Here is a 12,774-nt window from a genome sequence, read left to right on the forward strand (position 1 = left end):
TCATTTCTAAAGTACTAGGTTATTAGTTTATATGAAAATGATAACGTTTTCTGAAAACCTTATCAATCTAATTATTTTCATGATAATATAACTATATTCACATAAAAAGGGGGAAGTAATGTGGACCGTATGTACTTTCCGGCTCTTTCAGATGAAGATATGAAACTGCCATTCTATGTTACAAGCGCTGGAAGCTGGAGACACCAAACGCATATTAAGCGTCAGGGAGAGTTTCCTGATTATCAATGGATTCAATGCCTAAAAGGAAGAGGCGAGCTTCGTGTAAACGACGAGGTTTATATTATAAAAGAAAATGAAGGGATGTTTCTGACGCCGCACGTTCCGCACGAATACTATCCCGTTACGAGCGAATGGCAAGTATGCTGGGTTTCTTTTAACGGAAGTGTGATTGATGATATCATGCTTTCTCTTCAATTTATTAATTCGGGAAAAATCGTCCTTACAAATCCTGAAAGTCTTTACAGGATGCTTCAAGAACTAATGGATCGGTTAGAAGAAAATCATACCTCTAGCACCATGCAGTGCTCTGAACTACTATACAGCGTCATTTTAAAACTTCGCCAAGACAGCGTATATATAGAAAGTAAAAGTCGTCTGCAGCAAATTACTCAGCTAAACCCAGTCCTTCGTTATATCGAGGAATATTATCATCAGCCGTTAACGCTAGAAGTACTGGCGCAGCAGCTCAACGTAACGGAGCAGTATACGTGTTTGCTTTTTCAACAATCTCTTGGCATCCGGCCATTTGAATACGTAACGCGCGTGCGGATTCAAAAAGCAAAGAAACTGTTGCTTAAAAACAACCAAATCTCTGTACAAGATATAGCAAGACAAGTAGGGTATGAACATCCAAGCTACTTTATCAAGCGTTTCAAAGAACAGGAAAACGTTACGCCAACTATTTTTCGAAAAATGTATTTTTCATAAGCTACATATATCGGGGTTTATCTAGGTCATAAGACATGATGTGTATGCTGGTTATTTCGTATGAGTTTTAAAAAAGAAATTAAATGTAGTTTTAAGTGAAAACGGGGAGGAAAAGTAGAGAGAAGAAACAAAAAGGAGGGATAAACGTGTTTGGGTTAAATGATCTTCCAAAATTTGTGTGGTCATTCTGTCTTGTATTGCCACTTGTATCATTTGTTCATCAGCTGGGGCATTCCGTCATGGCAATTATTTTCGGAGGGAAGGTCGATTTTACTATTGGGCGAGGGAAAACGATTCTTAAAATGGGGAAGTTTAAAATTAAGTCAGTCTACTTTTTAGACTCGTTTTGTAAATATGAAAATCTTAAGAATGACAGTCGCATTTCTCATGCAGTGGTGTATGCTGGTGGTGTACTGTTTAATTTGCTTACTATTTTTATAATAAATGGATTAATTATGGCTAATATTCTGCCTGAAGATATATTTTGCTATCAATTTGTTTATTTTTCAGTCTATTATGTTATTTTCTCATTGCTGCCAATTCAATATACAGAGACAACTGCAAGTGATGGACGTGCTATATATAACGTATTACGGTACGGGAAAACGTGTGATCCAGATTAAAGGGCTGTGTGCAGCAGCCTTTTTTGGTGCGTTTTTTCTCGTTCATTTAAATAAAAAAAGGAAAACTTTACGAAAAGAAAATAGTAGCGGATAATAAAGATAGAAGATGTTGGAATGTAAGAAAGGAGAGGATTCATACGATTATTGAGACAGAACGAATGACACTGCGAGCCATGGCCGAAAGCGATGCAGGAAATTTACTGAAAATCTTTGAGGATGCTGAAGCAATGAAGTATTATTCTTCTACTAAAAGCGAACAAGACACACGCCGCTGGATTCAATGGATGAAGCAGCATTATCAAACGTACGGCATTAGCATGTGGATCGCTGAGGATAAACAGAAAGGAGAGTTTCTAGGGCAGTGCGGCATGGTTCTTCAAAAAGTAGACGGAAAGGTAGATCCAGAACTTGGTTATTTATTTTTACGCAGCCGCTGGGGGGAAGGCTATGCGAGGGAAGCAGCAAAAGCTTGCTTAGATTATGGACTTCATACGCTGAAATTTCAGAAGATTATATCATTAATAGATCCTGACAATTTCCCATCGATTAAAGTGGCTGAAAGAATTGGCATGAAAAAAGAAAAGCAAGTTAACAAATGGGATAAATCGTTATTCTTTTATAGTATATATAATGAAAAATGAGAGTATAGGAGTGGTAGCATGATCAAAATTAAGAACGTTTCGGTAAAACGAGCAGAAAAAGAAATTTTAAAAAACGTGTCGTGGTTAGTGGAAAAAGGGGAACATTGGTGTTTGCTTGGGTTAAATGGTTCCGGAAAAACGACGCTTTTAAATATAATCAACGGATATATCTGGCCTACAAAAGGTCAAGTAGAAGTTCTTTCAAGGAAATTTGGAGAAACAAATCTGTCTGAGCTCAGAAAAGAAATCGGGTGGGTAAGTTCTTCGCTTCAGCAGCGGTTTCGAGATGACGATACGGTTTTAGAATTGATTTTAAGCGGCAAATTTGCATCTATTGGTTTATATGAACAAGTGGAGCAAAAAGATATGAACCAAGCCATAGAATTAATGCAGCTGCTAAATTGCGCAGATTTACAAAATCAGGCGTACGGAACACTTTCTCAAGGAGAGCGCCAGCGGGTGCTAATTGCCCGAGCTCTTATGGCTTCACCAAAGCTTTTAATACTTGATGAGCCATGTACAGGTCTAGATATAATGGCCCGAGAACAGCTTCTTCAGCTGATTGCAAAAATGGCAGAGCAGCCAAAAGCGCCTACGCTTATTTATGTTACTCACCATGTAGAAGAAATTTTGCCTTGCTTTACCCATACGCTTTGTATGCGCCAAGGAGAAGTGTTTTCTTCTGGAAAAACGAAAGACCAGCTCACTGAGCCGCATCTTTCTAAATTTTTTAATCACGCCGTAGAGATGAAGCAGCAGAAGGAACGCACTTGGCTGTCATTAAAAGAACCGGTACCGGTAAAAAGCTGATCTAACGTCGAGAAACCTTCTTACATACCATGGGAAAAAGAGCGCTGCTTGCAATGGAAACAAGCTCATTGTGAAGATAATGTTTACATGCTACATAAATAGTGGTGCCGCAAATAATATCAATTAGTAAAAAAGCAGCAATGTCATGTTTATCAATGGTTACAAATACAAAAGAAGAGGAATCATAAGCTGTCATCGTTGGCTCCTTTGATTATATCGTTATGTTACTTTATTCACAAAAGGCTTGGGCTATACGAACTTTTAAAGAAGTAAGATGATGACAGCTGATTCTCTTTTCTACAGCTGATAATATTCTTGTTCGAGTATACTCATGATAAGATCTGTCTGAAATGCTTCTTCAATAAAAGCACCTTCACGCTCTATTCCTTCTTTTACAAAACCGCATTTTTCATAACAAGCAATGGCTCTATGGTTGTATTCGAGCACTCGTAAATCGACTCTGTGCAAGTGAAGGTGTTCAAATGCATACGCAAGTACCAATTTTGTAACTTCAGTGCCTAGCCCTTGATTCCAAACGGAGGAATCAAATAAACCAATTGCATACCGTGCGCGCCGGTCGTACTCGTTAACGGTCAGCCGGGCCTCTCCAACAAAACGCTGCTGATATTCAATGCACCAATTCAGCTTTTGAGACTTTATGTACTCGACGTGCCGCTTGGCATCTTGTAATGTAAGAGGTTTTAAGTTTCGGGTATCGCCTCCGTACATGCGAATAAGTTCTTTTGTTTGTTTGCATGCTAGGTAGTCATTTACATCGCTGTCCTTTGGTTTTCTTAGTATCACGTTTTTTCCTTTTAAAAATGGTGAAACATTATTCATTTGATGCATCCTTTCTTTTCTAACATTTAAAAAGGTATTCCACTTGTTTCTTAAAAAACCTGCTTTTACGTATAAAAAGAAATTGAGACACAACTATGTCCATCGAATCTCAAGACAAACAAATGGGATCAATGTGCTAGTATGGAGTGCTTGTTACACCGCGGTTGATTTCCGTGCAAGACTTGGCTTCCCATTAACTGCTCTACATATATGAAGCAAGCCTACGTTCATCCTACAAATAAAAAAATCCGAACGAGTTGGATTCTCAAGCAAGAATCTCGATTCATCGTTCGGATCTTCCTTCAGCTAAACTCCTTTTGTCCCACCCTTTTTACGAAGAATGTTTTTTTGCGTAGTGGGCAAGTGCAAGAAGAGGAAAAATATCATTGTAGCTGTGGTACTGAATATAAAATTGTCCAGGGAGACCAATTCCTGTGGGGTAATGAGTTTGCTGCTCTGTAAGATTTGGATTCAGTAAAAATTTAATTCCTTTTTCAACGGATCGATCTTTTAACGGACATATTGTCATTAAAGCATCGAGAGCCCAAGCCGTTTGAGAAGGGGTGCTAAACGATAGTGGCACATATTTTTTTAAAGAAGCGCTATAGCATGATTCTCCGAATCCACCGTCTTCTTGTTGAATGCTTTTGAGCCAGTTGATAGCTTTGATGATACGCGGATCAGAAGCAGAAATCCCTACAGCACGGAGTCCTGTAATAGCGGCCCACGTTCCGTAAATATAGCAAACTCCCCACCGGCCGTACCAGCTCCCGTTATCCAATTGATGATCAAACAGCCATTTTACTGCAGCTTTAATCGAAGGGTGGGATTTATTCATGCCAGCAAAGTTTCCGAGACACTCAAGCACTCGACCGGTTAAATCGGCAGTAGCCGGATCCGTCGCTGCATCTTTTGCATTTTCAAGCGGTAGATAAGTAAATAAAATAGAGTCGGTATTTTTTTCAAATGCAGGAAAACCCCCGTCTTTGTTTTGCATGGATAGCAGCCAGTTAATGCCTCTTTGCCAAGACTCCAAATAATCTGTGTCGGTTTGCGCTCTTCTAGAAAGAGCTCTGATAGCAGCAGACGTATCGTCTAAGTCAGGGTTATTCGTATTAATATCGGAAAACCCCCAGCCTCCAGGCGCTGTATTTGGGTTATGAAACTGCCAATCTCCAAGCTTTGTATGCTGTCTTTTCTTTAAATAGCGAGTTGTGCCTTTAATCATGGGATCTTGCTGCGGTACACCTGCTTCCTGTAGAGCGTAAGAGAGCAGCGCGGTATCCCAAACGGTTGACGTGGAGTTTTCTACGTGCACGTGGCCGCTGCATGTACTAAGTAGTGAACAAATCCCGTCAATTGCTTTTTGGATCACAAATGAATCTTTTTTATAGCCAAGAGCCAAAAGACCGTAAATCATAAAAAAAGTAGAGGTGGCGTAGCTGTAGAGTGTTCCATCTTTTTCAATTCTTTCTAGCATGTAACGCTCGGCTGCTTGATAACCAAGCTTGTGGATGTAAGAAGGTAAAGAAGCCAGCTGTTTTAAATGGTCGACTAAAAAAATAGAAGCGCGTGATTCTTGAGCATTTTCCTTCGATTCCTGTTTCTGTTCTCTTACATCTAAATGAGAAAGAGAAGGTGTATGTCTAGAAGTAAGTGAGAATTTTTTGTTTCCTGCTATCATCATCGGAACGAAGTGAATTCTGGCATAAGTGCTTAATTCATAAAAGTTAAGCGGTACATAGGTAGGCACGAGCAAAAGAGAAAGCGGGAGGTAAAATAGCTTTGGCCACTCGTATAAACCGTTAACAGAAAGCATCCATCTTGTGAGAAAATGAGCGCGCGAAATGCCTCCCGAATCTATAATATATCTTTCTGCTTTTCGCAAAATCCGGTCGTTTTTTTGGTAATACCCTGAATATAAAAGAGCTGTATAAGCTTGAATAGTGGCGGATAAGTTATGTTCTTCATCATCAAACAACGTCCAAAGACCATCTTCATTTTGAAGGGAAACGATCCGTTCGGTTAATTGTTTAATCAACACTTCTTTATCTAAATCAAAGGTGCGAAGAAGCATAATTAAAAACGCATCAGGCATAACGCCTGTTTCAAAACAGTAGCGAAATGACCCGTCATTTTTTTGTGTTGGGCGCAGATAGGCGATTCTTCGCTGAATCTCTAGCTGAACTTCCTTTAGCAATATGATCACCTCTTATGATAATGCTTTTCAATCTTTCGACCTGTTTCTTTATAACTGTATTCAAAGGAAGAGAGTTCTATGAGAGGAGAAAGTTGCAAAGAATAGAGCGCTTGCTGCACAATAAAGGTAATGGAAAATTGGAGTGATAGAAGTGAAAGAAATACAGGTAGAAGTCATTCAAGGACGAGGCTCTTACCGAGAGCTTGGTAAAATGCAAGGGAAATTACATAAAGGAACAAAGCTGTTTGAAAATCATCAAAAAAGAAGAAAACGTTCATTACGAAGCTATCAAACGATAGCAAAAGAAGCTCGTCATTATTACGACTTATTTGCTCGTGGACTGTGGGATGAGCTAGTGGGCTTAGCAGAAGGCTTAGATTGGCCTCTTGAAGACGTTATTCATGAATACAGCGGGTATCAGCAAGAGTGGAAAAAAACGGGATGTTCTGCTCTTATGCAGCACGGCGTGTATGTACGAAACTACGATTATCATCCTAAAACGTACGAAGGTCGATTTTTGCTTTTTCAGCCAAATGAAGGATATGCAAGCGTCGGATTTGGAACGAGAATGATTGGGCGAATGGATGGAATGAATGAAAAAGGACTGGCAATTGGCTATCATTTTGTTAATCGCCGCCGTCAAACAAACGGATTTATTTGCTGTACGCTCGCTCGGTTTATTTTAGAAACATGTGAAACGACAGAAGAGGCTATTGCTATTTTAGAAAGAGCACCGCATCGTCATGCGTTTAATTATTCCATTTATGACCGCAGCGGACAGGGAGCAGTAGTCGAAGCATCTGGAAGAGGCGTTCATGTACAAAGAGGGACGATGATGGGATGTACGAACCATTTTAATCAGCTGGTCGAAGAAAATCGTCATCATTTGGTAGAGTCAAAGGAAAGGCTCGATCATATTCGAGATCATATTGAAAAAAAGCTATCGCCTCTTGAAGCTTTCTCTTTATTTAATGAAGATGAATACGGTATTTTTAAAGAAGATTACCGGAATTCTGCTGGAACGCTTCATACAGTAGCATATGTACCGGAGACGCTGCAAGTCATTGTGGGGATTGGACGAAAAGCAAAGCCTCTCATTTTCTCGTTTGAAGATTGGGTGAAAGGAGAACAATTAACTATAACGAAAATAAAAGGAACGGTAAATACAGATGAACCATTTCCGTTTCAGTAAGGAGCAGCATAATGAGAATTGTAACGAATCAAGAGATGTATCAAGTGGATGATTATATGATGAATACAATTGGGATGAGTGAAGAGTCCCTTATGGAAAATGCCGGGCAGGCTGCTGCCAACGCGCTGAGTGAGCGAATCAAAAAACATGAAAACATAGGGCTGCTTATAGGAACGGGAAACAATGGAGGAGACGGCTTTGTTATTGCCCGTGCTTTGAAGTCAAAAGGCTATGAAGTTGACGTCTGGGTAGTTCCTGCACGGGAAAAAATAAAAGACGCGGCTAAAAAAGCCATGATCATCTATGAAAATGCTGGGTTCACGTGGCAATCGGCTGGAGACAACTTCTCTATGAAAAAGTATACGGTTCTTATTGATTGTTTATTAGGTATAGGCGTAAAAGGCAGTATCAAATCTCCTTACGATGACATTATAAAAAAAATAAACGATTCTAATGCTTACATATACAGCATCGATGTCCCAAGTGGAGTAATGGAACAGAAGCAAGAGCTTACGGTACGTGCAGATGCTACGATTACGCTTCAGCAGCCGAAAGTCACGGCATTTACATACCCGAGTAAAGAAAGTTACGGTGAATTGATTGTAGTAGATATCGGTATTCCGCCGCTAGCAATTGAAAAAAGTTCATCTCTTAAGGAAGTATGGTCAACTCAGCATATTAAACAATCTTTTCCCATTCGAAACGCTTCGTCTAATAAAGGTACACATGGAAAAGGAATCGTAATAGGAGGTTCGCTTCAAACACCCGGAGCGCCGATGCTAACGTCAAAAGCAGCGCTCACAAGCGGAGCGGGACTTTTAACACTTGCGCTTCCGAGCGATATTCATGCGATTGCAGCTGCTCACATGCTGGAAGTGATGTATAAACCATGTCCAAGCAAAGAAGGATTTTTTGCAGGCGAGATTCCTTTAGAAGAAGGGAAGTATGATGCAATTGCAGTCGGACTAGGGCTTGGGAGAACCAAAGAAACGAAGAAAGTCGTCGAACAAGTGCTTCACCAGCCGGTTTCTGTTGTGGTGGACGCCGATGCTCTTTTTCATCTTCCCCATTTAGAAAAAGAAGTAAAAGAAAGAGAACATGCAACGATTTTAACGCCTCATCCGGGAGAAATGGCAAGGCTCGTGGACACAACAATCGCCGAAGTAGAAGCAAATCGATTTTCAATAGCTAGGCAATACGCAGTAGAACATGGTGTGTACCTTGTATTAAAAGGTCCAAACACGATTGTTACAACACCTGACGGAAAACAATACGTAAATACCACTGGAAACGCGGGACTTGCAAAAGGCGGAACGGGTGACACGTTAACAGGGATCATCCTCGCTTTTATTATGCAGCATGATTCTCTTCAAGAAGCAATCAGTAATGCGGTATATGTTCACGGAAAAGCAGCGGATGTGCTGCTCGATCAGGGGCATACAATGATGGATATGTTAGCAAGCGACGTTATTTCTGCACTGCCGGCAGTCTTAGGGCAGCTGAGTAAAAAGTAATTTCTTCTAGATTATTAAAATTTGTTGACAAATTCCTTCAAAAAGTTGTCAAAACTCTTTGTAAATGATAACGTTATTTTACGTAAGATTTTACATAGAAAGAAAGTGATGTTGTGTACTACTCAATGAGACCAAGAGGTATTCATTTAGCTGTGCCTACACTTTTCTTCCTTATCACAGTCGTGTTATTTGCGATGATGCAGTTTGGTTTTTATTTGGATTCCAGCATTCTTCGTAAAATTTGGGTCATCGTTATGGCTTTATTGCCCATTGCTGGACTAATCACGGCTATTAAAGGTAGAAGAGGAAGCGCAAAGCCGTGGTTAATTATAGGGAATGTGATTCTTATTTTAACCGTTACAATAATGAGCGTACAGGCTATTATTTACTAAACAAAAAACGTGTTCGCCAAATAGGCGGACACGTTTTTATTAGGAAAGAGAAACGATTTGCTTGGTTACATAGGCAGCTTCTCCTGCGATTACCACACCATACGTATTCTCTGTTTTTGTAATTTCTACATGAACGAAGCCATCTTTATCTATTTCCTGTCCTTGCTCAATGACAAATTGCCAGCGGCCGTTATCTTGCTGGTCCACATATCTCGCATAATAGGCGCCCATTACGCCTGATGCTGTTCCAGTTACGGCGTCTTCTACCGTACCTGAAAATGGTGAAGAGAAATGTCTTCCGTGCATATGAGCTTCTGAGTGAATCGTTTCAAAACAAAAGGGATGAATAGATGCTTTTGGCATATCTGTTAAAATATGAGGAAAATCTTCTTGATTAGGCTTCATCTTTTTACAGGCATCTAAATTTTTTAAAGGTACAATAAGCGTCCAGTTCCCTGTACTTCCATATACAATAGGCAGTCTTTGATCAAGGTCATCAATATGAAGATTAAGAGCTTTTGCCAGTTTTTCTTTTGAACCTGAAAACGGATGAAACTGCGGAGAAGCTTGACTCATGGTGATAACAGGTTGTCCGTTTCTATTCTGTACAGTCATCGGCAAAATTCCAGCATTTGTTTCCACTGTAAATGTAGTTTTTGGAAGTTTGTTTTTACTGTGTAAAGCATAAAGAGAAGCGACGGTCGCATGACCGCACAAATCTGCTTCTTGTCCGGGTGTAAAATATCGAATTCGTAAATCAGCGCGGGAAGACTTCATGATAAAAGCCGTTTCGTTAAACTGTACTTGATAAGCAATCATCTGCATTTCTTCAGCTGAAAAATCATCTCCATTAAACACAATTCCTGCAGGGTTTCCTTTATTAGGGCGCGTACTGAACGCATCGTATTGATAAACAATCGCTTCTTTCATAGAAATTACCTCCATTTTTATATCATTGTATGAAAGCTTTAACCAGTGTTATTAAATGATCGGCTATTAAAATAGTGAAATACCTGAACGTTAGAATAAAAAAACAGCAGTTTTTACCTGCTGCTTTTCACTTCCCAAAACTATTTTTGCATCGCGGCATTTATTCCTTCTTTTCTAACTTCTAGCATATGAGTAGCTTTTTTATCAATATCTTTAGCTGTATCGGAAGAAATGACGCCTACGCTGCTTAAGTCATAGGCAAGACTTGTAACAAGCAGTTGCTCTCTTTGTGCTAGTGTGCCGTATGTAAGTGCAGCGGTTTTAGCTTGAATGCCACTCATATTTAATTCATCAGTAGAAGAAGCTGCATCGTTTTTTGCGGCTATTGCTTCTTGATAAAGAGAATCATATCCTCCAAACCCCACTTGGGCAATTAGAAAATTATAAATGTCATCGGCTGATTTTTTAGAAGCCTGGGAAAAAGCTCTTTGAAATTTATTGCGCGGTAAAAAGTTTAGTGCCGCCTGTCTTCCGTCTTCATAAATTTTTTCTTGTATTTCTTTCGTCGCTTTTTCGTCGTTTTTTTTCTGCGCTGCATCTAGCTGTTTGCGATATTTTTGAATAATGACTCCGTCCTGCTGATTGTTTCCCTCTTTGAAAGTAGCCGCGGCTTGTGGAACATCTGACGTTGCTAGAGTCTCAGCAGCGTTCTCTGAAGAAGAAAAGAACGTATTTTTGACAAAAATAAGTGCAAAGATCAGCAAAATAAACCATAAAAACCTGAATTTCTTAAACAAAATGTTCACCTCTGTATAATATTTCAAAATTATGTAAAACAACATGGACCAGTATACAACAATTTTAGTGTTTTTTTACACATTTACCCAAAAATAAGAAAATAGTAAGAGGCGTTTTTATTCATCTAATAGATATATAGGTTCATTGTTATGGTTCTAAAGAAACCATTGATCTATTTGTACTGATTCACATAATCGAATATGTTTTTGCTAATAAGGCTTAAAGTGACAAGGATAAAAAGCGTTCGGACGTACGTCACGCCTTTTGATAGAGCGACATTTGACCCGACAAAAGAACCCGCGATCATCGCAAACCCCATAATTAATCCGTAAGAAAATACAACAGAATCGAAATATAAAAACACAAGCAAAGCACCTAAGTTACTGCCGAAATTTAAAAATTTTGCGCTGCCTGCTGACTGCAGGAAATCAAATCCCATAAATAAAAAAGCAAATAAAATAAATGAACCTGTGCCTGCTCCTAAAAATCCATCGTAAAAGCCAATAATAAAAATAAGTGCGGTAAAGAAAATAAGTTTCTTAATAGACAGCGGCTTATACGTAGACGTGGTGCCCCAGTTTTTTTTGAAGATTGTATAAATAGCAACTAAAACAAGGAGAATCAAAATAACAGGTTTCAAAAAAGCGGAGGATAGAAAATGAACGGTGATTGAACCTCCTAAAGAACCAATAAATACAAAAGGAAACCATTTACCTACGACGCGAAAATCGACTTTTCCGGATTTGACAAATCGAATGGTACTCGTTAACACGCCCATCGTTCCGGCTAACTTATTTGTAGCTAAGGCAGCAGCAGGAGGCAGGCCTAAAAATAAAAGGGCAGGCGTTGAAATTAAACCGCCTCCGCCAACTACAGAGTCAATGAATGCGGCTAAAAAACCAAATAGTAAAAGCAAAAGAACAATCTGTAAACTTAATTCTTCCATAAAGCACCTTCCTCATGTCATAATATATAGTGACTACTTAAATAGTAACTATATAAAAAGCAGTTGTAAATATGTAAATGATGAAAATTTCAAATAACTTAAAAAACAGGGAGGTTTCCTTTATGGAAAATATTATTCAGCAGCTGCAGTCGCTTGGATTTAATCAGTATGAATCAAAAGTATACGTGACGCTTGTCAAAAAAGGATCTTCCACTGCTTATAGCATTAGTAAACATTCAGGTGTGCCAAGAGCGCGTGTATACGATATTTTACAAACACTAGAGGAAAAAGGCATGGTGTTAAAAGAAGAGAGTAATGATGGCACCCAGTACACATCGCTGCCCGTCGATGCTTTTTTGCATTCGCTGCAAAAAAAATGGCACGAAACGTATGAAGACGTTAGCGAAACGCTTAAACGTCTTGAAGCTGCAGAGTCTATAGAAGAAAGCCGGGTTATGACGATGAAAGGAGAAACAGCCATTCTTGCTTTTTGTGAGTCGCTATTGTTAAAAGCAAAAAATAAAATTGTCATCTCGCTTTGGCCCGATATTTATAATGAGTTGAAGCCTCTTTTATTACAGCTAAGGGAGAGCGTCACACTAAAAGGAATTGTGTTTGAACAAGATGAAGCGATGGAGGAATTTGACCGGCACCGCCATACAAGCTATACCGAAAACATTGGGAATCAAAACTGGTTTATTATATCTGTTGACAGCAGTGAAATGATTTATGGTCATAAAGAAATGGCGTACTATACGAATAACGCAGTCAACATTAATTTACTTGAAAATTATATTTGGCATGATATTCTCGTTAACAGACTTGTAGAAAAAAGTGATAGAGAAATGGACAGGTGGATCGAAAAGGAAAGAGAAAGTTTTTTTACGTAGAAAAGAGACTTAGACATAACGAAATCACTTCCATCGAAAGACGAACAAAC

The 12,774-nt window shown here is 39.2% G+C and carries 14 protein-coding genes; 8 read left to right on the forward strand and 6 right to left on the reverse strand.

Features of this window, described 5'->3' with window-relative positions; translation table 11 throughout:
* Positions 1–129 precede the first annotated feature (129 nt).
* The 4 genes from ACFX4G_RS06205 to ACFX4G_RS06220 all read left to right on the forward strand — a co-directional run bounded on the left by ACFX4G_RS06205 (position 130) and on the right by ACFX4G_RS06220 (position 3,022).
* Positions 130–948 carry an AraC family transcriptional regulator gene (locus ACFX4G_RS06205; protein ID WP_237075032.1) on the forward strand — a complete coding sequence of 273 codons (819 nt, stop codon included), beginning with the start codon at positions 130–132 and terminating at the stop codon, positions 946–948.
* A gap of 146 nt (positions 949–1,094) precedes the next feature.
* On the forward strand, positions 1,095–1,571 hold the full coding sequence (locus ACFX4G_RS06210) for a site-2 protease family protein (protein WP_013082995.1): 477 nt from the start codon (positions 1,095–1,097) through the stop codon (positions 1,569–1,571).
* Between the two features lie 158 nt (positions 1,572–1,729).
* Positions 1,730–2,212: a GNAT family N-acetyltransferase gene (locus ACFX4G_RS06215; protein WP_162214156.1), complete on the forward strand. Its 483-nt coding sequence runs from the start codon at positions 1,730–1,732 to the stop codon at positions 2,210–2,212.
* A gap of 18 nt (positions 2,213–2,230) precedes the next feature.
* Positions 2,231–3,022: an ABC transporter ATP-binding protein gene (locus ACFX4G_RS06220; protein ID WP_377573383.1), complete on the forward strand. Its 792-nt coding sequence runs from the start codon at positions 2,231–2,233 to the stop codon at positions 3,020–3,022.
* Position 3,023: 1 nt separating this feature from the next.
* Here the strand turns inward: ACFX4G_RS06220 and ACFX4G_RS06225 are convergent, their stop codons facing one another.
* The 3 genes from ACFX4G_RS06225 to ACFX4G_RS06235 all read right to left on the reverse strand — a co-directional run bounded on the left by ACFX4G_RS06225 (position 3,024) and on the right by ACFX4G_RS06235 (position 6,071).
* On the reverse strand, positions 3,024–3,218 hold the full coding sequence (locus ACFX4G_RS06225; RefSeq protein WP_034652505.1) for a hypothetical protein: 195 nt from the start codon (positions 3,216–3,218) through the stop codon (positions 3,024–3,026).
* Between the two features lie 101 nt (positions 3,219–3,319).
* Positions 3,320–3,862, reverse strand: coding sequence for a GNAT family N-acetyltransferase (locus tag ACFX4G_RS06230; RefSeq protein ID WP_043982205.1), 543 nt, complete (start codon positions 3,860–3,862; stop codon positions 3,320–3,322).
* A 331-nt stretch (positions 3,863–4,193) separates the two neighbouring features.
* Positions 4,194–6,071 carry a terpene cyclase/mutase family protein gene (locus ACFX4G_RS06235; RefSeq protein ID WP_043982207.1) on the reverse strand — a complete coding sequence of 626 codons (1,878 nt, stop codon included), beginning with the start codon at positions 6,069–6,071 and terminating at the stop codon, positions 4,194–4,196.
* Between the two features lie 142 nt (positions 6,072–6,213).
* Between ACFX4G_RS06235 and ACFX4G_RS06240 the strand changes: the two genes are divergently transcribed.
* From ACFX4G_RS06240 to ACFX4G_RS06250, 3 genes are all read left to right on the forward strand, one after another.
* Positions 6,214–7,254 (forward strand): C45 family autoproteolytic acyltransferase/hydrolase, encoded by a 1,041-nt coding sequence (locus ACFX4G_RS06240; RefSeq protein ID WP_237074865.1) that lies wholly within the window; start codon positions 6,214–6,216, stop codon positions 7,252–7,254.
* A gap of 11 nt (positions 7,255–7,265) precedes the next feature.
* Positions 7,266–8,768 carry an NAD(P)H-hydrate dehydratase gene (locus ACFX4G_RS06245; protein ID WP_377573387.1) on the forward strand — a complete coding sequence of 501 codons (1,503 nt, stop codon included), beginning with the start codon at positions 7,266–7,268 and terminating at the stop codon, positions 8,766–8,768.
* A gap of 113 nt (positions 8,769–8,881) precedes the next feature.
* Positions 8,882–9,160, forward strand: coding sequence for a hypothetical protein (locus tag ACFX4G_RS06250; RefSeq protein ID WP_223268911.1), 279 nt, complete (start codon positions 8,882–8,884; stop codon positions 9,158–9,160).
* A gap of 39 nt (positions 9,161–9,199) precedes the next feature.
* On the opposite strand, the gene ACFX4G_RS06255 is transcribed toward ACFX4G_RS06250, so the two are convergent.
* The 3 genes from ACFX4G_RS06255 to ACFX4G_RS06265 all read right to left on the reverse strand — a co-directional run bounded on the left by ACFX4G_RS06255 (position 9,200) and on the right by ACFX4G_RS06265 (position 11,834).
* Entirely contained in the window at positions 9,200–10,090 is an 891-nt protein-coding gene (locus tag ACFX4G_RS06255; protein WP_043982212.1) for a PhzF family phenazine biosynthesis isomerase, read from the reverse strand.
* Positions 10,091–10,230: 140 nt separating this feature from the next.
* On the reverse strand, positions 10,231–10,896 hold the full coding sequence (locus tag ACFX4G_RS06260; protein ID WP_377569834.1) for a hypothetical protein: 666 nt from the start codon (positions 10,894–10,896) through the stop codon (positions 10,231–10,233).
* Between the two features lie 164 nt (positions 10,897–11,060).
* Entirely contained in the window at positions 11,061–11,834 is a 774-nt protein-coding gene (locus ACFX4G_RS06265) for a sulfite exporter TauE/SafE family protein (RefSeq protein WP_025752213.1), read from the reverse strand.
* Positions 11,835–11,956: 122 nt separating this feature from the next.
* Here ACFX4G_RS06265 and ACFX4G_RS06270 point away from each other — a divergent pair, with 122 nt between their 5' ends.
* The gene (locus tag ACFX4G_RS06270; RefSeq protein WP_043982216.1) at positions 11,957–12,724 is read left to right on the forward strand and encodes a TrmB family transcriptional regulator; all 768 of its coding nucleotides are present in this window, start codon (positions 11,957–11,959) and stop codon (positions 12,722–12,724) included.
* Positions 12,725–12,774 lie beyond the last annotated feature (50 nt).

The sequence above is a fragment of the Priestia sp. YIM B13486 genome (assembly GCF_042787865.1).
In the GTDB taxonomy this organism is placed as follows: Bacteria; Bacillota; Bacilli; order Bacillales; family Bacillaceae_H; genus Priestia; species Priestia megaterium.